Annotated in this window: 20 protein-coding genes; 16 read left to right on the top strand and 4 right to left on the bottom strand. The window is 74.6% G+C overall.

Features of this window, described 5'->3' with window-relative positions; translation table 11 throughout:
• Positions 1–12 precede the first annotated feature (12 nt).
• The 13 genes from ACWCYY_RS08835 to ACWCYY_RS08775 all read left to right on the top strand — a co-directional run bounded on the left by ACWCYY_RS08835 (position 13) and on the right by ACWCYY_RS08775 (position 13015).
• Positions 13–1452, top strand: a complete 1440-nt coding sequence (locus ACWCYY_RS08835; RefSeq protein WP_345290879.1) for an FAD-binding oxidoreductase — start codon at positions 13–15, stop codon at positions 1450–1452.
• Positions 1449–2834, top strand: a complete 1386-nt coding sequence (locus ACWCYY_RS08830; protein WP_449795539.1) for a cytochrome P450 — start codon at positions 1449–1451, stop codon at positions 2832–2834. The genes ACWCYY_RS08835 and ACWCYY_RS08830 overlap by 4 nt, the downstream gene beginning before the upstream one ends.
• A 177-nt stretch (positions 2835–3011) precedes the next feature.
• Positions 3012–4355: a hypothetical protein gene (locus ACWCYY_RS08825; protein WP_449795538.1), complete on the top strand. Its 1344-nt coding sequence runs from the start codon at positions 3012–3014 to the stop codon at positions 4353–4355.
• 9 nt (positions 4356–4364) lie between these two features.
• Positions 4365–6278: a peroxidase family protein gene (locus tag ACWCYY_RS08820; RefSeq protein ID WP_449795537.1), complete on the top strand. Its 1914-nt coding sequence runs from the start codon at positions 4365–4367 to the stop codon at positions 6276–6278.
• Positions 6275–6508, top strand: coding sequence for a hypothetical protein (locus ACWCYY_RS08815; protein ID WP_345290883.1), 234 nt, complete (start codon positions 6275–6277; stop codon positions 6506–6508). Before ACWCYY_RS08820 ends, ACWCYY_RS08815 begins: the two co-directional genes overlap by 4 nt.
• Positions 6505–7803, top strand: coding sequence for a hypothetical protein (locus ACWCYY_RS08810; protein WP_449795536.1), 1299 nt, complete (start codon positions 6505–6507; stop codon positions 7801–7803). The genes ACWCYY_RS08815 and ACWCYY_RS08810 overlap by 4 nt, the downstream gene beginning before the upstream one ends.
• Positions 7804–7824: 21 nt before the next feature.
• Complete coding sequence (locus tag ACWCYY_RS08805) at positions 7825–8337, top strand: hypothetical protein (RefSeq protein ID WP_449795535.1); 513 nt, start codon at positions 7825–7827, stop codon at positions 8335–8337.
• Positions 8338–8446: 109 nt separating this feature from the next.
• Entirely contained in the window at positions 8447–8680 is a 234-nt protein-coding gene (locus ACWCYY_RS08800; protein WP_345290886.1) for a toxin-antitoxin system HicB family antitoxin, read from the top strand.
• A complete protein-coding gene (locus tag ACWCYY_RS08795; protein ID WP_345290887.1) occupies positions 8677–9105 on the top strand; it encodes a fic family toxin-antitoxin system, toxin component in 429 nt (142 codons plus the stop codon). Before ACWCYY_RS08800 ends, ACWCYY_RS08795 begins: the two co-directional genes overlap by 4 nt.
• A gap of 50 nt (positions 9106–9155) precedes the next feature.
• A complete protein-coding gene (locus tag ACWCYY_RS08790) occupies positions 9156–9983 on the top strand; it encodes a putative RNA methyltransferase (protein ID WP_449795534.1) in 828 nt (275 codons plus the stop codon).
• Between the two features lie 187 nt (positions 9984–10170).
• On the top strand, positions 10171–11454 hold the full coding sequence (locus ACWCYY_RS08785) for an AAA family ATPase (RefSeq protein WP_449795533.1): 1284 nt from the start codon (positions 10171–10173) through the stop codon (positions 11452–11454).
• Positions 11455–11464: 10 nt separating this feature from the next.
• On the top strand, positions 11465–11788 hold the full coding sequence (locus ACWCYY_RS08780) for a nucleotide pyrophosphohydrolase (RefSeq protein WP_345290890.1): 324 nt from the start codon (positions 11465–11467) through the stop codon (positions 11786–11788).
• A 201-nt stretch (positions 11789–11989) separates the two neighbouring features.
• On the top strand, positions 11990–13015 hold the full coding sequence (locus ACWCYY_RS08775) for a DUF6099 family protein (RefSeq protein WP_449795532.1): 1026 nt from the start codon (positions 11990–11992) through the stop codon (positions 13013–13015).
• A 272-nt stretch (positions 13016–13287) separates the two neighbouring features.
• Here the strand turns inward: ACWCYY_RS08775 and dapD are convergent, their stop codons facing one another.
• Complete coding sequence (dapD, locus tag ACWCYY_RS08770) at positions 13288–14277, bottom strand: 2,3,4,5-tetrahydropyridine-2,6-dicarboxylate N-succinyltransferase (RefSeq protein WP_380149970.1); 990 nt, start codon at positions 14275–14277, stop codon at positions 13288–13290.
• Positions 14278–14408: 131 nt separating this feature from the next.
• On the opposite strand from dapD, the gene ACWCYY_RS08765 reads away from it, so the two are divergent.
• The 3 genes from ACWCYY_RS08765 (at position 14409) to argF (ending at position 19774) form a co-directional block, all read left to right on the top strand.
• Positions 14409–15950: a 3' terminal RNA ribose 2'-O-methyltransferase Hen1 gene (locus ACWCYY_RS08765; protein ID WP_449795531.1), complete on the top strand. Its 1542-nt coding sequence runs from the start codon at positions 14409–14411 to the stop codon at positions 15948–15950.
• A complete protein-coding gene (locus ACWCYY_RS08760; protein ID WP_449795530.1) occupies positions 15950–18640 on the top strand; it encodes a polynucleotide kinase-phosphatase in 2691 nt (896 codons plus the stop codon). The genes ACWCYY_RS08765 and ACWCYY_RS08760 overlap by 1 nt, the downstream gene beginning before the upstream one ends.
• A 132-nt stretch (positions 18641–18772) precedes the next feature.
• Positions 18773–19774, top strand: coding sequence for an ornithine carbamoyltransferase (gene argF, locus ACWCYY_RS08755; RefSeq protein ID WP_449795529.1), 1002 nt, complete (start codon positions 18773–18775; stop codon positions 19772–19774).
• Between the two features lie 78 nt (positions 19775–19852).
• On the opposite strand, the gene ACWCYY_RS08750 is transcribed toward argF, so the two are convergent.
• The 3 genes from ACWCYY_RS08750 to ACWCYY_RS08740 all read right to left on the bottom strand — a co-directional run bounded on the left by ACWCYY_RS08750 (position 19853) and on the right by ACWCYY_RS08740 (position 22005).
• Positions 19853–20377 carry a superoxide dismutase family protein gene (locus tag ACWCYY_RS08750; protein ID WP_345290896.1) on the bottom strand — a complete coding sequence of 175 codons (525 nt, stop codon included), beginning with the start codon at positions 20375–20377 and terminating at the stop codon, positions 19853–19855.
• A gap of 156 nt (positions 20378–20533) precedes the next feature.
• The gene (locus ACWCYY_RS08745) at positions 20534–21382 is read right to left on the bottom strand and encodes a hypothetical protein (RefSeq protein ID WP_345290897.1); all 849 of its coding nucleotides are present in this window, start codon (positions 21380–21382) and stop codon (positions 20534–20536) included.
• Between the two features lie 98 nt (positions 21383–21480).
• On the bottom strand, positions 21481–22005 hold the full coding sequence (locus ACWCYY_RS08740) for a SigE family RNA polymerase sigma factor (protein ID WP_345290898.1): 525 nt from the start codon (positions 22003–22005) through the stop codon (positions 21481–21483).
• Positions 22006–22010 lie beyond the last annotated feature (5 nt).

Raw genomic sequence — 22010 nt, 5'->3', positions numbered from 1 at the left:
GAAGGCAGCGCCATGTCCGTCATCACCGAATCCACGCCGGCCAGGCCGGTCGCCCGGCCGGCCGGCCCGCTGGTCACCCGGTTGGGCGAAGGCCTCCCGGCCGACGCGCTCTCCACCGACCCGGAGGTGCTCGCCGCCCACGCGCACGACGCCGCGCCGTTCTCCGAGCACGGCAGGCCCGCGGTCGTGGTCCACCCGGAGACCGCCGAGCAGGTCCAGCACGTGCTGCGCACCGCCTACGAGCTGGACGTCCCGGTGGTCCCGCAGGGGGCCAGGACCGGCCTGGCCGGGGCGGCCAACGCCGAGGACGGCTGCGTCGTGCTCTCCACCACCCGGATGGACCGGATCCTGGAGATCGACCCGGCCAACCGGCTGGTGCGCTGCGAACCGGGCGTCGTGACACGGGACCTGGACCGCGCGGTGGCCGCGTACGGTCTGACCTACCCGCCGGACCCGGCCTCCTGGGCGGTCTGCACCATCGGCGGGAACATCGCCACCGGCGCGGGCGGCATCTGCTGCGTCAAGTACGGCGTCACCGCCGACTACGTGCTCGGCCTGGACGTGGTGCTGCCCGACGGGCGCCGGATGCGCACCGGCCGGGACACCGTGAAGGGCGTCGCCGGGTACGACCTGACCAGGCTGCTGGTCGGCTCCGAGGGCACGCTCGCGGTGGTGGTCGGGGCGACCCTGGCGCTGCGGCCCGCCCGGCCGCCGGCCCTGGCCATGCTGGCCCAGTTCGGGACCCTGCCCGCCGCGGGCGCCGCCGTCGCCGCGATCACCGCCGCCGGCCACCTGCCCTCGGCGCTGGAACTGCTCGACCGCACCACCACCAGGGCGGTCGCCGGACTCGGCCACCCGATGCTCGACGGGGACCGGGCCGCCACCCTGATCGTGGAGAGCGACGCCGCCGACCCGGCCGCCGAACTCGCCGCGATGGCCGCGCTCTGCCGGGCCGCCGGCGCGATCGAACTCACGGTGGCCGCCGACCCGGACCAGAGCCGCCGGGTGATCGAGGCCCGGCGGATGGTCACCCCGGGCCTGCAGGCCATGGTCGCCCGGCTGCCCGGCGAGCCGACCGCCTTCATCGAGGACGTCGCGGTGCCGCGCTCCCGGCTGGCGGAGCTGGTCGGCCTGATCGAGGGCATCGCCCGCCGCCACGACCTGACCGTCGCCACCCTGGGCCACGCCGGCGACGGCAACCTGCACCCCACCGTGCTCTTCGACCGCACCGACCCGGACGCCACCCGGCGGGCCCGGGTCGCGTACGACGACATCATGGCCGCCGCACTGGCCCTCGGCGGCACCAGCACCGGCGAGCACGGCATCGGCACCCTCAAGCGGGACTGGCTGGCCCGGGAGCTCGACCCCGTCGCGCTGGAGCTGCACCGCGGGCTCAAGCGGCTGTTCGACCCGAAGAACCTGCTCAACCCGGGGAAGGTCGTGAGCGCGTGAGCACCTCGGTGCAGGCCCCGGGCGAACCGCGGGTGGCCGCGCCCCGCGCCGGGGAGCCCGTCCGGGCCGGACGGGCGCAGACGCTGCGGTTCGTCTCCACCCACACCCTGCCCGCCTTCGTCCGGGGCGTGGCCTCCGCCCGGCCCGGGGTGGTCAGGGCCTACGCGGCGCTCGGCCAGTCCGCCTGGTCCTTCGCCACGCTGCGGGCGATGAAGCGCCGCCACGGCGGCGCGCCGGTACTGGTCCGGGGGCTCTCCGGACCGGTGCTGGTGCTGCTCGACCGCCCCGAGCTGGAGCAGTTCTACGCCGAGCCGGTGCGGACCCTGGCGATGGACGCGCCGGACAAGCACCGCAGTCTGTCGGTCTTCGAACCCACCGGCGTGATCTGCTCGCACGGCGAGCTGCGCGAGCGGCGGCGGGAGGTCAACGACCGGGTGCTGGCGGCCGGTTCGCCGTCGCACCCGTCCTGCGAGCCGTTCCTGGCCGTGGTCGCGGAGGAGGTCCGGACCCTGACCGCCGGGCGGACGCTGGACACCGCTTCGCTCCAGCGGGCAGCGAGCCGGATCGGGCGGCGGACGGTGCTCGGGGACGCCGCGGCGGACGACCAGCCGCTCACCGACCTGCTCCTCGCGCTGCGCCGCGAGGCCAACTGGATGGGCCTGCGCAAGGGCCCGGCCCGGGAGGCCGCCGCCCGGTACGCCAGGGCCGACGCCCGGCTGGCCGCGTACGCCGCCGACGCCCCCGGCCACACGCTGCTCGGCCGGGTGCGCGCGCACCCCGACCCGACCGGGGAGCTCGACCCGGTCGGCCAGGCCCACCACTGGCTGCTGGCACTCGACCTGCTCGGCACCATGCTCGCCCGCACCCTGCTGCTGCTCGCCGCCCACCCGGCGGAGCAGCACGCGGCGTGGGCGGAGGTGGAGGCGGGCGGCCCGGCCGGGGGCCCGGCCGGGACCGGACTGCCGCGGGTGCGGGCCTGCGTGCGGGAGGCGTTGCGGCTGTTCCCGCTGGTGCCGGACCTGGTGCGGGTGACGCGGGCCGAGACCACCTGGCGGGGCGTCAGGCACCCGGCCGGGACGACGCTGCTGCTGCCCGCGGCCTTCCACCAGCGCGACCCGGAGCAGGTGCGGGGGGCGGACCTGTTCGTCCCGGCGCGGTGGCTGGTGCCCGGGGCCGAACTCGACCCGGTGATGGCCCCGTTCAGCCACGGCGGGGGGCGCTGCCCGGGGGAGGACCTGGGGCTGCTGGTGCTCACCGCCCTGGTCGCCGAGGTCCTGCGCGGCCACCGCGTCACCGGTGGCCGCCCGGCCCTCGACGCCCACCGCCCCCTGCCCGGCTCGGTCGACCTCACCACTCTCCGGCTCGGCCTCGTCCCGCGCTAGAGCTTCTTCGTATGTGGTCACGCGATCGGGGGCGCGAGGAACTGCGCGAGTCGGAAGGCGGCTCACCTGCAACTGAACCACCGTCAGCCAGTTGCACGTGCTGCCGTACCCCTGCGCGCAGTTCCTCGCGCCCCCGGGCCGGCCACGTGCCCGTTCCGTCGGGAGGATCCGATCCCCATGCCCCACACGCTGGCCACCGAGCCGGACGTCGCCACCCTGCACCACCTGTGCCGCGAACTCGCCGAGGCCGCCGAGGCGGTGGGCGAGGCCGCCGCGTACGTCTCCGAGCTGACGCTGGGCGCCCGTGCGCCTGAGGCCGTGCGCCGGGGTGCCTGGCGCGGTCTGCTGCGGACCCTCACCGATCCGGCCGGCCTCGGCTGGGCGCCGCGCGGGCGCGGCCCGCTGCCGCGGGCGGCCTGGCTGGCCGGGGTGTTCACCAGCCGGGAGAGCCTGGCGGTCAGTCTGGCGGTGGCCGGGCTGAAGGCGCGGATCCGGGCGGCCGCCGTCACCCACCCGGAGCTGCTGGAGAACCCGTCCACCAGCCGCATCCTGGCCGCGATCGAGCAGGACCGGCAGCGCGACGCCGTCCGGATCTTCAGGTCCCTGCTGGAGAGCGACGGCGCCGAGCACGCCTTCGCGATGCTGGCGCCCTCCTTCGCCGACATCCTGGCCTGGAACGCGCTCACCGACGAGAACCCGCTCAACGACGGGGCCGGCTGGCAGGTCGCGACCGGGAAGGCGATGACCGCCGAACCGCTGCTCGGACTCGGCGCCGGCTTCTGGGAGTTCTTCGACCGGGGGCCCGGCCGGGCCGAGCCGCTGGTGCCGGACGCCGCGCTGGCCGCCGGCCTGGACACCACCGGCACCATCACCGGCTACGTGCGCAACATCGACCTGATCGGCACCGGCGGCACCCTGCTGGTGCAGCGGGTGACCGGGCCCGACGGGGTGCTCCGCTACGTGGTCCAACTCGCGGGCATGGCACGGAGCTTCAACGCCGACAGCCCGCAGGACCTGGTGGGTGCCTTCAACGCCGTGGGCCGCCCCGACTCGCCGTACGCGCGGGCGGTGGCGAAGGCGCTGCGCTCGTTCATCCCGTCCGGCGCCGAACTCGCCCTGGTCGGCCACAGCCAGGGCGGCGTCACCGCGATGAACCTGGCCGGGAACCGGGACCTGACCGCCGTCTACACCGTCACCCACGTGGTGGCGATCGGCTCCCCGATCGACGCCAAGCGCCCGGCCGACCCCAGGACCAAGGTCTTCTCGCTGGTCAACGAGCACGACATCGTGCCCAGCCTGGAAGGCCGTTCGGCCCTGTCGCCGTACGCGCTGCCGGCCGGGTTCACCGAGTACACCTGGGTCGACGACACCCGGGCCTTCCCGCTCTGCCACGCCGCCGAGCGCTACGCGCACAACCTGGAGTTCGAGGCCACGGAGGCCGCCGCCCACGTGGACGCCGAACTGGCCCCGTACCGGGGCCGGGTGACCGGCAACCGCCTCTTCTCGCTCTACGACCGCTGAGGGACCGCGATGACCGAGACCAGTACGCCCCGCAGCGAGCCCGCCGCTGCCGTCCTCCCCGCGGCCCGCCAGGTGCCGCCGACCGCGCCGCCGCCCGCGCCGCGGGCACCCTCGGCCGCAGGCCCCGCCTACGGCCCGCCCGGCGTCCTGGAGCGCCTGGGATCGGCCGTCTTCGCCCGGGTCAACCGGAGTCGGGAGTGGCATCAACTGCCGACCCCCATCGGCCTGTTGAACCTCAAGGTGATCCGCGACGAGCTGCGCCGGCACAACCTGCACGACACCTACGGCGCAGGCGGCGAGCGGCCGCGCCGCCCGAGCGCGACCCTGGCGCCGTACCGCTCCTACGACGGCTCCGGCTACGACCCGTACGACGAGGACATGGGACGGGCCGGCACCCGGCTGGACCGCAACGCCCCGCTGGAGCTCTGCCACCCGGGCAGCGAGCGGGAGTTGATGACCCCCAGCCCGCGCGAGGTCAGCCGGCAGCTGCTGGCCCGCCGCTCCTTCGTCCCGGCCCGCAGCCTCAACCTGCTGGCGGCCGCCTGGATCCAGTTCGAGAACCACGGCTGGGCGAACCACGGCGACAACGCGGAGGCCGAGCCGTTCACCGTCCCGCTGGCGGACGACGACGACTGGGCCGCCTGCCCGATGCGGGTCAAGCGCACCCGCCCGGACTCGCTGGCGCACACCACGCCCGGCGCGCCGCCCACCTACGAGAACACCCTCACCCACTGGTGGGACGGCTCGCAGGTCTACGGCTCCGACGAGGCCACCTGCCGCTCGCTGCGCACCGGTGAGGACGGCCGGATGGCGCTGCCCGGGGGCCGGCTGCCGGTCGACCCGCGGCCGGGGATGGGCTGCCTGGACGCCACCGGGATGAACGGCGACTACTGGGCGGGGCTGTCGCTGCTGCACACCCTGTTCGCCAAGGAGCACAACGCGATCTGCGACCACCTGCGCTCGCACCATCCGGCCTGGGACGACGAACGCCTGTTCCACACCGCCCGCTTGGTGAACACCGCGCTGATGGCGAAGATCCACACGGTGGAGTGGACCCCGGGCATCCTCGACACCCCGGTGCTGCACCGGGCGATGAACGCCAACTGGTACGGCGTGCTGCCCCGTTGGGTGAGCCGGCGGTTCGGCCGGATCGGCAAGGGGGAGATGCTCAGCGGCATCCTCGGCTCACCGACCGAGCACCACGCGGCGCCGTTCTCGATGACCGAGGAGTTCGTCTCGGCCTACCGGCTGCACCCGCTGATCCCCGACGAGCTGACCGTCCGCGACCACCGCGGCGGCGGCGTCCGGCACCGCATCGGCCTCGACGACATGCAGGGCGCCACCACCCGCAGCTCGGTGGACCAGTACGGGATGAGCGACCTCTTCTACTCCTTCGGCACGGCCCACCCCGGCGCCCTGGTGCTCCACAACCACCCCGACGGGCTGCGCGACCTCGCCCGGCTCACCGGGGAGCACCTGGACCTCGGCACGGTGGACGTGCTCCGCGACCGCGAGCGCGGCATTCCCCGCTACAACGCCTACCGGCAGATGCTCCGCAAGCGCCCCGTCACCTCCTTCGAGGAGCTGACGGGCGGTCACCGGGCGGACAGCAAGCTGCTGGAGGAGGTCTACCAGGGCCGGCTGGACCTGGTGGACACCCTGGTCGGGAACCTCGCCGAGCCGCGCCCGGCCGGATTCGGCTTCAGCGACTCGCTGTTCCGGATCTTCGTGCTGATGGCCAGCCGGCGGCTGAAGAGCGACCGCTTCTTCACCACCGACTACCGCCCCGAGGTCTACACCCCCGAGGGCCTGCGCTGGATCGACCGCAGCACCATGGTGACGGTCCTGCTCCGGCACCACCCCGAACTCGCCGACGCCCTCGACGGCGTGACCAACGCCTTCGCCCCCTGGAGCCGACCGTGACCGAGTTCCCCGCCGCACGCCGTCCGCAGCCGTCCGCGCCGGTCGCCGGGCTGCGCCTGCACGCCACCGCCCTGCGCGAGCACGAGGAGCGGCTGCTGAAGGCCGTCGCCGCACTGGGCTGGGAGGGCCCGCAGGCGGAGGCGTTCCGGGAGCGGATCACCGAACTGGCCGCCCGCTGCGGCGCGGCGGCCGACGGGCTGGCCCGGTCCGCGGGGCGGATGGAACGGTGACCGGCGAGCCGCCGCCCGTGGTGCCGTTGTCCTCGGGGCCGTCCGCGGGGCAGCCCTCGGGGCCGTCCTCGGTGCCGTCCGCGCGGCCGCCTTCGGTGCGCACCACCGCGCTGCGGCTCGGGGCGGCCTGCCTCGGGGCCGCCCCCGCGGTGGTGCTGCGGCTGGCCGGGGTGCACCTGGATCCGGTGCCCGGGATGGTGCTGTTCGGGCTCGGGGTGCTCTCGGCCGCGCTGCTGCTGATGTGGGCGGCGGAGACCGCCCGGGCCGACATCGCGGGGCCGCTGGCGCTGGCGCTGCTGGCGTTCATCGCGGTCCTGCCCGAGTACGCCGTGGACCTCTGGTTCGCGTACACGGCGGGCTCCAAGCCGGAGTACGCCGCCTACGCCGCAGCCAACATGACCGGCGCGAACCGGCTGCTGGTCGGCGTGGGGTGGCCGATGGTGGCGCTCGCCGCGTACTTCGCGGCCCGGCGGGCGGGCGTGCGCCCCGGCGTGAGCCTGCGCGAACACCGCCGGATCGATGTCGCGTTCCTCGGTGCGGCCGCCGTCTTCGCCTTCCTGATGCCGCTGACCAGGGAGATCTCCTGGCTGGTCGGCGTCGTTCTGATCGTCTGGTACGCCTGCTACCTCTACCGGATCGGCCGCTGCAGCGAGACGGACGAAGAGGAACTGATCGGCGTCCCGGCCCGGTTGGCCGCCCTCCCGGCCCGGCGCAGGCGTCCCACCACGGTGCTGGTGTTCGCGGTCGCGGCCGCCGTGGTCTTCGCCTGCGCCGAGCCCTTCGCCACCTCGCTGGTCGACGCCGGCGCCTCGCTCGGCATCGACCGCTTCCTGCTGGTGCAGTGGCTGGCCCCGCTGGCCTCGGAGGCCCCCGAGCTGATCGTCGCGGTGGTCTTCGCCTGGCGGCTGCGCGGCGACGACGGGCTCGGCGCCCTGCTCTCCAGCAAGGTCAACCAGTGGACCCTGCTGATCGCCTGCCTCCCGATCGCCTACGCGGCGGGCGGCGGCAGCTGGGCGCTCCCGCTGGTGGAGCGTCAGGTGGACGAGGTGCTGCTGACGGCGGCCCAGACCGTGCTGGCCGTCGTCCTGCTGCTGGACCTGCGCTTCCTGCCGTGGAAGGCGGGCCTGCTGTTCGCGCTGTTCGTGGTGCAGTTCGTCCTCCCCGGCGAGAACGACCGGCTGGTCCTCAGCTACGTCTACCTGGCCCTCGCCCTCGCCCTGCTCACCCGGCAGTGGCGCGAACTCCCGCCCACGACCAGGGCCCTGGCCGGGAAAATCGAGGGCGACCCGCACTGACCCCCGTTAGCGTTGCCCGGCGTGACGACGAGCGGGAACGACCCCTTCCACACCTGGCTCGCGGTGCTCGCCGGGGAACCCGAGCTGGACCTGGACCCGGCCCGGCTGTCCGACGACGCGCTGGCCTGGCTGCGCGCCGTCCGGGACGCGCACGGCGAGGTCGCGCCGCCGTACCTGCCCGAACTGATGCTGGAGCGCCGCGCCGCGCTGGCCGAAACCGCCCTGGCGGCACTGCGCGCGGCGGCCGAGCGGGACCTCGGGCTCCGGCTCGACGGTCTGCGGCCGGAGGTCGAGGCGGAGTGCGACTTCGACCCGATCGGCTCGGTCGGCCTGTTCGGCGAGCAGGTCCGCGCGCTGGGTCTGGAGGAGGCGAAGGTGACCGTCGCGGACGCCGTCCAGACCTTCGTCGCCCACGTCCACCTGAGGGTCTGGCCGGTCTGCCGGGACCACGGGGCGGGCCTGCACCCGGGGCTGACGGACCGTCGGGCGGTCTGGTGCTGCCGGGTCGGCGGACACGACCTGCCGATGCCCTGAGCGGAGCGGCCGGTCCGTCGGAGGGGGTAAGCGCCCCGCGCGCGGGTACAGGAGTGAGGCGGCCGGAATGCGCCCTTGTTGTGCTAGCACATCGGCGCTAGCTTGAAGCATGACCAAGAAGCAGCTGAACGTCAGGGTGGATGCCACGACCGCCGAGATCGCCCGCGAGCGGGCCGAGCAGCAGGGGATCAGCATGAACCAGTACATCGAACGGCTCGTGCGCCAGGACATGGGCGAGGCCGGTCGGCTGTTCGTCGACACCGCGGCCCAGTTCATGAAGGAGTACGAGAGCGCCTTCCTCGCCGAGTTCGCCGGCTCCGAGCTCCAGGACGTGCGCCGTTGAAACTTGAGGTAGACCTGTCCTGGCTGCTCATGACCGCCGAGCAGTACACCCCGGGCGACCCCCAGGTGACCGACTACGGATCCCTGCTCGCCGCCGTCGCCCGGCACCAGGCCGAGATATTCGACATCACCGTCTACCCCGAACCGCAGGACCGCGCCGCGGCCCTGATGCACCAGCTGATCCGCGTCCCCGCGCTGGAGCGGACCAACGAACTGTTCGCGACCGCCGTCGCGTACTCCTACCTGGTGGCCAGCGGCTGCAACGTGGCCACCACCGCGCGCGAGGTGCGCAGCCTGGCCCGGGCGATCCGGGAGGGCAAGCTGAGCGTCAGCGGCGTCTCCGAGCGGCTGGCCGGCTGGATCGTCGAGGACCCCGAGGACGAAGAGGTCAGCGGCGACGACGACGGCGAGGGCGAAGCCGACTGAGCCCTCAGTAAGCTGGTGGCCCACCCCCGGACCGGCGAGGACCACCGACGTTGCTGCAGGACATCGAGCAGTACCTGGCCTGCCCGCACTGCGCCCGGCCGCTCGCCCTGGACGGGCGGACCCTGCGCTGTGCGTCGGGCCACGGCTTCGACCAGGCCAAGCAGGGCTACGTCAGCCTGCTGGCCGGTGACGCGCACACCGGTACGGGCGACACCGCCGAGATGGTCGCCGCCCGGAGCGGGTTCCTGTCGGCCGGGCACTACCGGCCGATCGCGGACGCGCTGGCGGTGGCCGCCGCCGGGGAGGGGCCGGTCGACGGCCTGATCGCCGACCTCGGCGCGGGCACCGGGCACTACCTGGCGCACGTGCTGGAGCGGGCCGGCGGGGTGGGCGCGGCGCTCGACATCTCCAAGTACGCCCTGCGGCGCGCGGCCAAGGCGCACCCGCGGATCGGCGCGCTGGTCTGCGATGCCTGGCGCCCCCTTCCGCTCCGGGACCGGTCCGCCGAGCTGCTGCTCAACGTCTTCGCGCCGCGCAACGGCCCCGAGATGCGCCGGGTGCTCCGGCCAGGCGGCCGGCTGCTGCTGGTCACCCCGACCTCCCGTCACCTCGGGGAGCTGGTGGCCGCGTTGGGCCTGCTCTCGGTGGACGAGGAGAAGGAGCGCCGCACCGAGGAGAAGCTCAGCCCCTGGTTCACCCGCACCGACCGCACCGAGGTCGAGTTCACCCTCCGGCTCGGGCGGGCGGAGGCGGAGGCCGTGGTGGCGATGGGCCCGAACGCCTGGCACACCGACCGGGAGGAGCTCGCCGCCGCCCTGGCCGGGCTGCCGGACCCGGTCGAGGTGACCGGCTCGGTGCTCCTCACCACCTACCGCTGACGGCTTCCGCCGCTTCCGCTCCTGACGGCCCGGCACCGCTGTCACTGCTGTCACCTCGGCACCGTCGGCACCCCCTCCGGCCTGCGCATATCACGGACCGACGCCCGTCCCGCGCGGCGGACCCGTTGGGATGAACCTCCGGAGCAGGCACGTTTCTGTGCGCCGGCCGACGGCTAACGTCCCCCGGGTGACCAGCGACGTTCTCCCGACACCCGCCGTCCGCCCCGTGCTCCGCCCCACGGTGGAGGAGCTGCGCCTCACCTCCTTCAAGTCGTACCGCCGCACCACCCTGCCGCTCGCCCCGCTGACGGTGCTGCACGGCCCGTCCGGGGTCGGCAAGTCGAACGCGCTGGACGCGCTGGCCACCCTCTCCCGGCTCGCCCTCGGCGAACCGATCGGCCCCTCGCTGGACGGCACCGGCTGCGCCTCCGGCCCGCTCGCGCTGCCGATCAGGGGCGGCATGCTGGGCTGCGTCCCGCACGGCCGGAACGCGATCATCCTGGGCTGCACCGTCCGCTCCGCCGACGGCCCGATCCGCCTGGAGCTGGTGGTCCGCACCGACGGGCCGGTCCGGGTCGCCCGGGAGTGGCTGACCTGCGCGGGGCGGACCCTGGTGGAGACCGGGGAGCAGGACGTGGCGCACGGCAAGGTCAACGTCACCTGGCACAACGACACCCGGCAGGGCGACATCCGGGCGCCGTTCCCCAGCGAGAGCCTGATCACCGCTCAGATCCCGCTCCGGGTGGCCGGGTCCTCGGCCGGCGAGCGCAGGGTGCTGGCCGCCGCCGAGCAGCTGCTCACCGCTCTGCGCGAGGTGTTCCCGATGCACCCGGTGCCCGCGCTGATGCGGGACTGGTCCGGGTACGAGCCCGAAGCACGGCTGCTCGGCACGGCCGCCAACGTCTCCGCCGTCCTGGCGCGGATCCGGCAGGAGTGCACCCGCCGGTACGGGCGGCTGCTGAAGGCCGTCCAGCAGGCCGCCCCGCACCCGCTGCTGGGCCTGGACGTCAGCCGCCGCGGCCCGGACTCCCGGGAGGAGCTGATGGCCGTCTTCGACGAGGGGGTGCTCGGCCGGACCAGCGCCGACCAGGCCTCCGACGGCATGCTGCGGCTGCTGGCCTTCGCCGCCGTGCTGCTCACCGGCGCCGGGGTGCTGGACGTGGACCCGGCGGGCGAGGTGCCGTCGGCGCACCGTCAGCTCACCGTGCTGGCGGAGGACCTGTCGGCGGGTCTGGCGCCCGAGCAGGTGGTCGCGCTGCTGCGGCTGGCCAAGGAGGTGTGTGCCAAGGAGGACGTCAGGCTGCTCGCCGCGGTGCAGGACCCGGGCCCGGCCCGGGAGGCGGGCGAGGAGGTGTCGCTCGTCGAGTGCCGGCGGGATCCGGCCAGCGGACACAGCGTGCTCCGGCCGGAGGCGGCCCGGGTGCCCGCGCAGTCGGCCCGCGGCGGCGCCGACGCGGCGGCGATGGGGTAGACCTGTTCGCATGACGACCGACAACACCCTGGACGAGCTCCAGCAGCGGCTCGCCGACTTCGCGGCGGCGCGGGGCTGGGGGCCCTTCCACACCCCGAAGAACCTGGCCGCCGCGCTCACCGTGGAGGCGGGCGAACTGCTGGAGATCTTCCAGTGGTTGACGCCCGAACAGGCCGAGACGGTGATGGCCGAGCCGGAGCGCGCGCACCGGGTCCGGGACGAGGTGGCCGACGTGCTCGCCTACCTGCTCCAGTTCTGCAGCGCCGTCGGCGTGGATCCGGCGGCCGCCCTCGCGGCGAAGATCGAGCGCAACGAGGTCCGCTTCCCGGTCTGAGCGCGGGGCCCGAGGCCGCCCGTGGTCGTCCGTAGCCGTCCGTTGTCGCCCGTGCGGGTGACACGCGTTGTCCACAGGGGGCGGTTGTCCACAGGGCTGGGCGACTTCCGGCCGTCCGGCCGCCGCCCGTCGCAGTCTTGCCGCGTGACGCACCGTCAGCCACGGCGGTGCGGTCCCACGCGAGCGAGGGGAGCGGCCGGGATGGACGCGCTGCGATTGATCAAGACCACTCGGCACGCCCTGGCGGAGGCCAGGAGCGTGCCGGACGTGCTGGCGGAGGCCTGGCAGGCGGCCCTGCTCACCGAGGCGGTCGGGGCCGGCATCGCCGGCCAGGGGGACGGCGAGCTGGCCCCGCTCGGGCAGCTGCTCTGCGATGCCGGCGCGCACGCGGTCGGCTGCCTGGAGCTGCCGGGGCCGGCCGAGGGCGGTGCCCGGGCCGGCGGGGACCGTTCGGGCGGGGACCAGTCGGGAGGGGACCAGGAGTGGCACCGGGCGGACTGGGGAGGGAACGGGCGGGCCTCCCGGCTGGACGAGCTGGGCGAGGCGGGGCCGGTGCTCACCGAGCTGGCGCTGCTGCTCCACGAGATGGCCGAGGCGCTGGTGGTGCTGGCCTGCGGGGCGGACGAGGAGGGCCTCTACTGGCGCTGCATCGACGGGGTGGACGCCGGGGCCGAGTGCAAGGACACGGTGGCCGAGCTGCTCCGGGCGGTCCGTCGCCGGATGCCGGAGACCTCGGGCCCGGCGGGGGTGGGTGCGGCCGGTCCGGCGGACGCGGTGGCCACGGGCGCGGTGCCCCCGGGAGAGATGCCGGAGCCAGGGGCGGTGTCGGAGCCGGAGCCGGCGTCGGAGTCGGAGCCCGGCCCGGTGCGGGCGATCGGTGGTCCGGCGGGGGACGGCGGGGCCGGACCGACGGGGAGCCAGGGGGTGCCGACCTTGGTCGTACCGCTGGGGCCGCCGGTCGCGGCGCGCGACGGTCAGCCCCGGGCGGCGGCGTCCGTCGAGAGGTCGTCCGGTCGGCGGCGGGCCTCGGCGCGGTCGGCGGAGGACTGCAGATCGGCGTCCAGTCCGGCGAGGTCGGCGTTCAGGTCGGCCAGCAGCCGCTGCATCTGCTCCAGCAGGCTCATCGGCGCTGCGGCCGGGGCGGGCGTGGTCTGCTGTGGTGCGGTGGGTGCCTCGGACCAGGGCTCGGACATGAGCGGACCCCTTCAGCTCGGTAGTGCGGTGTGACCCGACGGATGTCGGTGGCGGGGCCACCGCTCGGGCAAGCGGCCCCGCGGGTCCAACGAACCCGGCCGGAGCCCGGTCACCGCAGACCACTCGTAGAGGTCCAACACCCGCCCGCGGTCAGCCCCAGGGGTGATCCCGGTTTGCGGCCGGGCCCGCCGCTCGGCTACCGGGGGCCGGCAGCTGGGGTCGGGAACGACGCGCTCGGGGACGACGCGGGCGCGGCACCGGGAGTCCCGGTGCCGCGCCCGTCGGCGGCCGATCCTGACCGGAGGTCAGTTGTGCGCGTGCAGCTCGGCGTTGAGGCCGCCCCACGAGCCGGACCGCGCGATCACCTCGACCGCACCGGTCTGCGAGTTGCGACGGAACAGCAGGTTGTCCTGGCCGGAGAGCTCGACCGCCTTGGCGACCTTGCCGTCCGGGGTGGTGACGCGGGTGCCGGCGGTCACGTACAGACCGGCCTCCACCACGCAGTCGCTGCCCAGCGAGATGCCGATGCCGGCGTTGGCGCCGAGCAGGCAGCGCTCGCCGACCGAGACGACCTGCTTGCCGCCGCCCGACAGGGTGCCCATGATCGAGGCGCCGCCGCCGATGTCGCTGTGGTCGCCGACCACGACGCCCGCGCTGATCCGGCCCTCCACCATCGAGGTGCCCAGGGTGCCGGCGTTGAAGTTGACGAAGCCCTCGTGCATCACGGTGGTGCCGACGGCCAGGTGCGCGCCGAGGCGGACACGGTCCGCGTGGGCGATCCGGACGCCGCTCGGCGCCACGTAGTCGGTCATCCGGGGGAACTTGTCGATCCCGTACACGGCCAGCTGCCCGCCCTGCGCGCGGACGGCGAGCCGGGCGCGCTCGACCAGGTCCACCGGCACCGGGCCGATGCTGGTCCAGGCGACGTTGGCCAGCAGGCCGAAGATGCCGTCCAGGTTCTGGCCGTGCGGCTTGACCAGACGGTGGCTCAGCAGGTGCAGGCGCAGGTAGGCGTCGTGCGCGTCCACCGGCTTCTCGTCCAGCGAGGAGATGGTGGTGCGCACCGCGATCACCTCGACGCCGCGGCGGGCGTCGGTGCGCAGCGCCTCGGCCGCGCCCTGGCCGAGGGCGGCGTCGGCCTCCTCGGCGGTCAGCCGGACGGTCCCGGACGGGCCGGGGGCGTCGGCCAGCTCCGGGGCCGGGTACCAGGTGTCGAGGATGGTGCCGTCCTCGGCGACGGTCGCCAGACCGACGGCGAGGGCACCGCTTGCGAGGGTGGAGGTTTCAGCAGTCACATCGAGCACGTTAACGAATCGCCCCCCGCCCTGACGAACACGCTCACCGACCGGACAGGTCGTGCGTCCCCGCTGGTCACCCGGGGAAAACCCGGTGTCGGCCCGGCCGGGCCTCGGCGATACTCGGACGGGTGTTCATCTCGATCTCCACCACAGGAACGGCCGAACGCCCGGCTTCCGACCTGGGCTTTCTGCTCCACAAGCACCCCGACAAGGTGCAGCAGTTCTCGACGTCGCACGGCGAGGCCCACGTCTTCTACCCAGAAGCGGGCGAGCGGTCGTGCACGGCGGTGATGCTGCTGGACGTCGACCCGGTCGCGCTGGTCCGCAAGGGCCGCGGCAAGGGCCGCTCGGGGTCGCCCGACTTCGCCCTGGCCCAGTACGTCAACGACCGCCCCTACGCCGCCTCCTCGCTGCTCGCGGTCGCGTTGCGTTCGGTCTTCCGGACGGCGATGAAGGGCGTCTGCGAGCTGCGCCCCGGCCTGGCCGAGCAGCCCCGACCGCTGCGGATCGCGCTGCCCGCCGTGCCGGCCAACGGCGCTGGCGAGGGCGGTGGCCCGGCCATGGTGCGCCGCCTGTTCGAGCCGCTCGGCTGGCAGGTCGAGGCGGAGGCGATCCCGCTGGACGAGGCCTTCCCGGAGTGGGGCGCGTCCCGCTACGTCCGGGTGGAGCTGACGGCGGAGCTGCGGCTGGCCGACGCGCTCCAGCAGCTGTACGTGCTGCTGCCGGTGCTGGACGGCTCGAAGCACTACTGGGTCGCTCCCGACGAGGTGGACAAGCTGCTCGCGGCGGGCGAGGGCTGGCTCGGGGCCCACCCGGAGCTCGGCCTGATCACCCGTCGGTACCTGGCCCGCCGCTGGTCGCTGACCAGGGTGGCGATGGAGCGCCTGGAGCTGGCCCGGTTGGCCGAGGCGGACGACCGAGAGGCGGAGGAGCTCGACAACGCGGTGGACGACGGCCCGGAGGGGGCCGGCACCGCGGACGCCTCCGAGGCTCCGGGCTCGCCGGAGGAGAGCGCCAAGCCGGTCGGCCTGGCGGTACTGCGCCGGGAGGCGATCCTGGCCGCCCTGCGCGAGACCGGTGCGGCCCGGGTGCTCGACCTCGGCTGCGGCCAGGGCGAGTTGGTGGCCGAGCTGCTCAAGGACCCGGCGGTCACCGAGGTGCTCGGGGTGGACGTGTCCTCCCGTGCCCTGTCGGCGGCGGCCCGCAAGCTCCGGCTGGACCGGATGTCGGAGCGTCAGGCCGCCCGGGTCGGGCTGGTCCAGGGCGCGCTCACCTACACCGACGCCCGGCTGAAGGGCTACGACGCGGCGGTCCTCTCCGAGGTGATCGAGCACCTCGACCTGCCCCGGCTGCCCGCGCTGGAGTACGCGGTGTTCGGCGCGGCCCGCCCCGGCGCGGTCGTGGTGACCACGCCGAACGTCGAGTACAACGTCCGCTGGGAGACGCTGCCGGCCGGCCACGTCCGGCACGCCGACCACCGCTTCGAGTGGGACAGGGCGGAGTTCCTGGCCTGGGCCGGGAAGGTGGCCGCCGACTACGGGTACACCGTCACCGTCCGTCCGGTGGGTCCGCTGGACGAGGAGGTCGGCGCGCCGACCCAGCTCGCCCTGTTCCGCCGCGACGACACCGCACCGACCACCACCGACTCCCACGAGAGGAGCGCTGCCTGATGACCACCCAGAACCGCACCGACACCCCCGATGACGAGCAGCCGCGCGTCCGCTCCCTCCCGGTCACCGACGTCTCGCTGGTGGTCCTGATCGGCTCCAGCGGCTCCGGCAAGTCGACCTTCGCCCGCCGCCACTTCCGCCCGACCGAGGTGGTCTCCTCGGACTTCTGCCGGGGTCTGGTCGCCGACGACGAGAACGACCAGTCCGCCTCGGCCGACGCCTTCGACGTGCTCCACTACATCGTCGGCAAGCGGCTGGCGGCCGGCCGCCGCACCGTGGTGGACGCCACCAACGTCCAGGCCGAGGCGCGCCGCCAGCTGATCAAGATCGCCCGGGACCACGACGTCCTGCCGATCGCCATCGTGCTGGACGTGCCGGAGGGCGTCTGCGCCGAGCGCAACCGCACCCGCCCGGACCGGCAGCTGCCCGCGCACGTGATCCCCCGTCAGCAGCGCGAGCTGCGCCGCTCGCTGCGCGGGCTGGAGCGCGAGGGCTTCCGCAAGGTGCACGTCCTGCGCGGCGAGGCGGAGGTCGAGGCGGCCGAGATCCGCACCGAGAAGCGCTACAACGACCTGCGGCACCTCAGCGGCCCGTTCGACGTCATCGGTGACGTCCACGGCTGCCGCTCCGAGCTCGAGACCCTGCTCACCACCCTCGGCTACCGGCTCTCCCGGGACGGGCAGGGCCGCCCGGTGGACGCCGTCCACCCCGAGGGCCGCACCGCCGTCTTCGTCGGTGACCTGGTCGACCGCGGCCCGGACAGCCCGGGCGTGCTCCGCCTGGTGATGGGCATGGTCGGCGCGGGCCACGCGCTCTGCGTGCCCGGCAACCACGAGAACAAGCTCGGCCGCTGGATGGACGGCCGCAAGGTCACCGTCTCCTACGGCCTCCAGGAGAGCATCGACCAGCTGGCGGAGGAGACCGAGGAGTTCCGCGCCGAGGCGCGGGCCTTCATGCGCGGCCTGGTCAGCCACTACCTGCTGGACGAGGGCCGGCTGGTGGTCTGCCACGCCGGTCTGCCGGAGAAGTACCACGGCCGCAACTCCGGCCGGGTCCGCTCGCACGCCCTGTACGGCGACACCACCGGCGAGACCGACGAGTACGGCCTGCCGGTCCGCTACCCGTGGGCGGAGGAGTACCGGGGCAAGGCCCTGGTGGTCTACGGCCACACCCCGGTGCCGACCGCGAGCTTCCTCAACAACACCATCTGCCTGGACACCGGCTGCGTCTTCGGCGGCAGCCTCACCGCACTGCGCTACCCGGAGCGGGAGGTCGTCTCCGTCCCGGCCGAGCAGGAGTGGTACGCCCCGGTGCGCCCGATGCGCACCGACGCCCCGGGCGCTCGGGAGGGACGCCCGCTCGACCTGGCGGACGTGACGGGCCGTCGGGTGGTGGATACCGCCCACCACGGCCGGGTCTCGGTCCGGGAGGAGAACGCGGCCGCCGCGCTGGAGGTGATGAGCCGCTTCGCGCTCGACCCGCGGCTGCTCGCCTACCTGCCGCCGACCATGGCGCCGGTCGCCACCTCCCGCCGGGAGGGCTACCTGGAGCACCCCGACGAGGCCTTCGCCGCCTACCGCTCGGCCGGCGTCCGGCAGGTGGTCTGCGAGGAGAAGCACATGGGCTCGCGGGCCGTGGTGCTGCTCGCCAGGGACGGGGCGGCGCTGGAGAAGCGCTTCGGGGTCGAGGGCCCCGGCGCGATCTGGACCAGGACGGGCCGGGCCTTCCTGGCCGACGAGGAGCTGACCGGCGCGGTGCTCGACCGCCTGCGCACGGCGGCCGAGCGGGCCGGGCTGTTCGAGGAGCTGGCGACCGACTGGCTGCTGCTGGACGCCGAGCTGATGCCCTGGTCGCTCAAGGCCGTCGAGCTGCTGCGCCGTCAGTACGCGGCGGTCGGCGCGGCCGCCGGTTCGGCGCTGCCGCAGGTGATCGCCGCCCTGGAGGCGGGGGAGGCCCGTGGCCTGCCGCTGGCCGGGCTGACCGCCCGTCAGCGCCGGCGCGCGGCGGACGCCGAGGCCTTCGTCGAGTCCTACCGCCGCTACTGCTGGCCGACGGAGGGGCTCACCGGTCTGCGGCTGGCCCCCTTCCAGGTGCTGGCGGCGGAGGGGGCCAACCTCGCCACCCTCCCGCACGACCGGCACCTGGCCTGGATCGACCGCCTGGTCGAGGCGGACGACCAGGACGCCCCGGTCCTGCGGCACACCGGCCGTCTGCTGGTGGACACCGCCGACGAGGCCTCGGTCGCGGCCGGCACCGCCTGGTGGGAGGAGCTGACCGCCGGCGGCGGCGAGGGCATGGTGGTGAAGCCGCTGGCTTCCCTGGTCCGCGGCGACGGTCGCCCCCGCGCGGGCGAGGACGAGGACGGGCAGCGGGCCGAGGACGGGCAGCGGACCGAGGACGCCGGGGCCGGCCCGGGGGAGACCGCCGGTGGCGGCCGCCTGGTCCAGCCCGGCGTCAAGGTCCGCGGCCGGGAGTACCTGCGGATCATCTACGGCCCGGACTACACCGAGCACCTCGACCAGCTGCGTCAGCGCTCGCTCGGCCACAAGCGCTCGCTGGCCCTGCGCGAGTACGCGCTCGGTCTGGAGGCGCTGGACCGCCTGGCGGCGGGGGAGCCGCTCTGGCGGGTGCACGAGGCGGTCTTCGCCGTCCTCGCGCTGGAGTCGGAGCCGGTCGACCCCCGGCTCTGACGGTCCGTCGGGGCCACCGCCGTCACGGGTGGTGGCCCCGGCCCGGACTCACCTCTCCATCGATGCATAGAAATTCAGGGAGTCGTATACACTTCCCATCTCACTGTCCCCGCAGCAACCCAGGAGCCCGGCATGGCCTTCAACCTCCGTAACCGGCACTTCCTCAAGGAGCTGGACTTCACCGCTCAGGAGTTCCGCTTCCTGATCGACCTGTCCGCCCAGCTCAAGGCCGCCAAGTACGCGGGGACGGAGCAGCGCCGCCTGGTCGGCAAGAACATCGCGCTGGTCTTCGAGAAGACCTCCACCCGCACCCGCTGCGCCTTCGAGGTGGCCGCCCACGACCAGGGCGCCACCACCACCTACCTCGACCCCTCCGGCTCGCAGCTCGGCCACAAGGAGTCGATCAAGGACACCGCCCGGGTGCTGGGCCGGATGTTCGACGGCATCCAGTACCGGGGCCACGGCCAGGTGCTGGTCGAGGAGCTGGCCGAGTTCGCCGGCGTCCCGGTGTGGAACGGCCTGACCGACGAGTGGCACCCGACCCAGGCGCTGGCCGACGTGCTGACCATCACCGAGCACACCACCGAGCCGCTGGAGCGGACCACCCTGGTCTACCTCGGTGACGCCCGCTTCAACATGGGGAACTCACTGCTCGTCACCGGTGCCCTGCTCGGGATGGACATCCGGATCGTCGCGCCCAAGCAGCTCTGGCCGAGCGAGGAGGTGCAGCAGGCGGCCCGGGAGCTGGCCGGGGCCAGCGGGGCCCGGATCACCCTCACCGAGGACGTGGCGTCGGGCGTGGCCGGGGCCGACTTCCTCTACACCGACGTCTGGGTCTCGATGGGCGAGCCCAAGGAGGTCTGGGCCGAGCGGGTCGAGCTGCTGAAGCCGTACCAGGTCTCGATGGACACCATCAAGGCCACCGGGAACCCGAAGGTCAAGTTCCTGCACTGCCTCCCGGCCTTCCACGACCTGGGCACCGAGGTCGGCCGGCAGATCCACGCGGCCACCGGCATGTCCGAGCTGGAGGTCACCGACGAGGTCTTCGAGTCCCACCACTCGGTGGTCTTCGACCAGTCGGAGAACCGCCTCCACACCATCAAGGCCGTCCTGGTGGCCACCCTCGGCTCCTGACGCCCCTTCGGGACGGGCGGCAGGACTGGCGGCAGGGCAGAAGGGCGGGCGGGCAGAAGCGCAGGCGGGTGGGGAGCGTCAGAAGTCCACGTTGACGCAGCCCACCCGCTGCGCCAGCGAGTGCCCCTGCCCGTCCTGCCCGGCGTGCAGCACCAGCGACCCGGCCCCGCCCGGGCGGAACTCCCAGGCCACGGTGGAGCGGGCCGCCGCCCGGCCGTGCTCGTCGGTGCGCAAGGTGAGCCAGAGCTCGTTGCGGTCGTTGGCGTAGGCCGGGTCGGTGGAGGGCTGCACCGGGTCGGCCCGGTCCTGGTAGTGCGGGCCCGCGTCGCCGGGCGCGGTGCCGCAGCCCCGCACGTGCGCGTGCACGGGGTAGGTGTGACCGGGCGTCAGTCCGTCCACCTCCACGGACACGGTGGTGGTGCCGCCGGCGCGCTCCACCACCACCCGCACGGCGGCGCCGTAGGGCACGGCCTCCGGCGCGAAGCTCACGGCGGTGGCGGGCACGATCCCGTCCGGCCGGTCGAAGGCCGCCTCCACCGTGGTGCACGGCAGGACGGTGGCGGGCAGCAGCGCGAGCGCGGCCAGGGCAGGGGCGGCGGGCATGGCGGGGCCTCTCGGCTCTCGGGGCGGACGTCCGCCCCCAAGCTGCCAGTTGATCCCGCTCCGCCCCGCCCGGCACTCACCGGGACCCGCCGAAGTCACCCGTACGAGGGGCCCGCCGATACGAGGGGCCCGCCGATGCCCCCGGGCGGGAGGGCCTCAGCCGGCCTTCGGGGCGAGGGTCGCCCGGCCGTCGGTGTACACCTTGATCTCGGCGGCCGCCCGCGCGGCCTGCTCCGCGCTGATCGTGGTGGTCCAGGACGGGCTGAGCACGACCGCCTCCAACTGCTCCAGACTCATCGGCGGTCCCGCGAGCCGCTTCTCCCGCTGACGGTCCATCACGCTGTTGCTGGATGCGGAAACCCGCACGCGGTCGGCGCGCAGCAGGTCGGCGCCACGCTGCACGTCCTCACCGACCCGGCTCTCCCACACCAGCAGCCGGCTGCCGTCCGGCCGGGTGGAGCTCCGGCAGACGAGCTGGGGCCCGCGGTTCGCGCAGTCGAAGACGTCGCCGTCGGTACCCGGCACCCCCGGCTTCCCGGCGGTGGGGGAGAAGTCCGGGGTCAGGGCCATCCCGATCCGGGCGGTGCCCGCGTCGGTCCGGACGGTGAGCTCCCCGCGGGCCTCGGGCTGGGCCGTGCCGGGCAGGAGGTCCCGCCCGGTGTAGTCGCCGTGCGTCAGTGCGACGGGGACCAGCCGGGCCAGGTTCAGGACGGCCGCCTGTCCGGTGAGCGGGACCTGTCCGGCAGCGGTCGCCGGGGTACCGCCACTTGCCGCCGTCAACGCCACGCGGGTTCCGTCGGCGGGCTCGCCCGGCCCCGGGGTGACGGTCAGCGCCCCGCCGACGGCCAACACCGCCACGACCGCCGTGGCGCCGGCCACCCCGAAGGCCCGCCGCCTCCGGAGCGCCGCCCCTTCCCGCGCCGCCCCGGCGATCAGCGGCCCCAGGTCCGGCGCGGCGTCCCCCACCGCGTCGCCGAACACCTTCTGCACGTCCTTCGGTTCCATCTGACATCCCCTCGGATCGGACTGGTCGAGTGCGGTACGGACACGGCTGCCGCCGCCCCGGCTGACGTCCCGGCTGATGTCCCGGTCGACGCCCCGGTTCACGGCGCGGAGAGCTGGTCGAGCGGCCCGAGCGCGGTGCGCAGCCGCCCCAGCGCCCGCAGGCACTGGCTGCGGACGGCGCCCGGCCGGAGCTGAAGCTCGGCGGCGGTCTCCTCGACGCTGCGGTCCTCCCAGTACCGGAGCACCAGCACGGCCCGGTCCCGCGGCGGGAGTTGGGCCAGGGCGGCGAGGAGGGTGACCCGCAGGGCCGGGTCACCGTCCGGTGCGGCGGGCGGTTCGGGCAGCTCGCCGAGCGAGGGCCGTTCGCCGGACCGCTTGAGCCGACGGTGCGACAGGAAGCAGCGCATCAGGACGCTGCGCGCGTACGCCTCGGGGGAGTCGGCCCGGCGGACCCGTCCCCAGGAGGCGTGGATGCGGGCCAGCGCGGTCTGGGTCAGGTCCTCCGCGAGGTGCCAGTCGCCGCAGAGCAGCAGCGCGGTGCGGAACAGCGCGCCGCCCCTGTGCTGGGCGAACTCCTCGAACTCCCGCAGTCTCTTCTCGGACCGCCGGCTGCTCCCGAGCAAGGCGC

It is taken from the genome of Kitasatospora sp. NPDC001664 (genome assembly GCF_053596675.1).
Note: the sequence above shows the minus strand (reverse complement) of the source record. Positions and strands in the feature narration are given on the sequence as shown.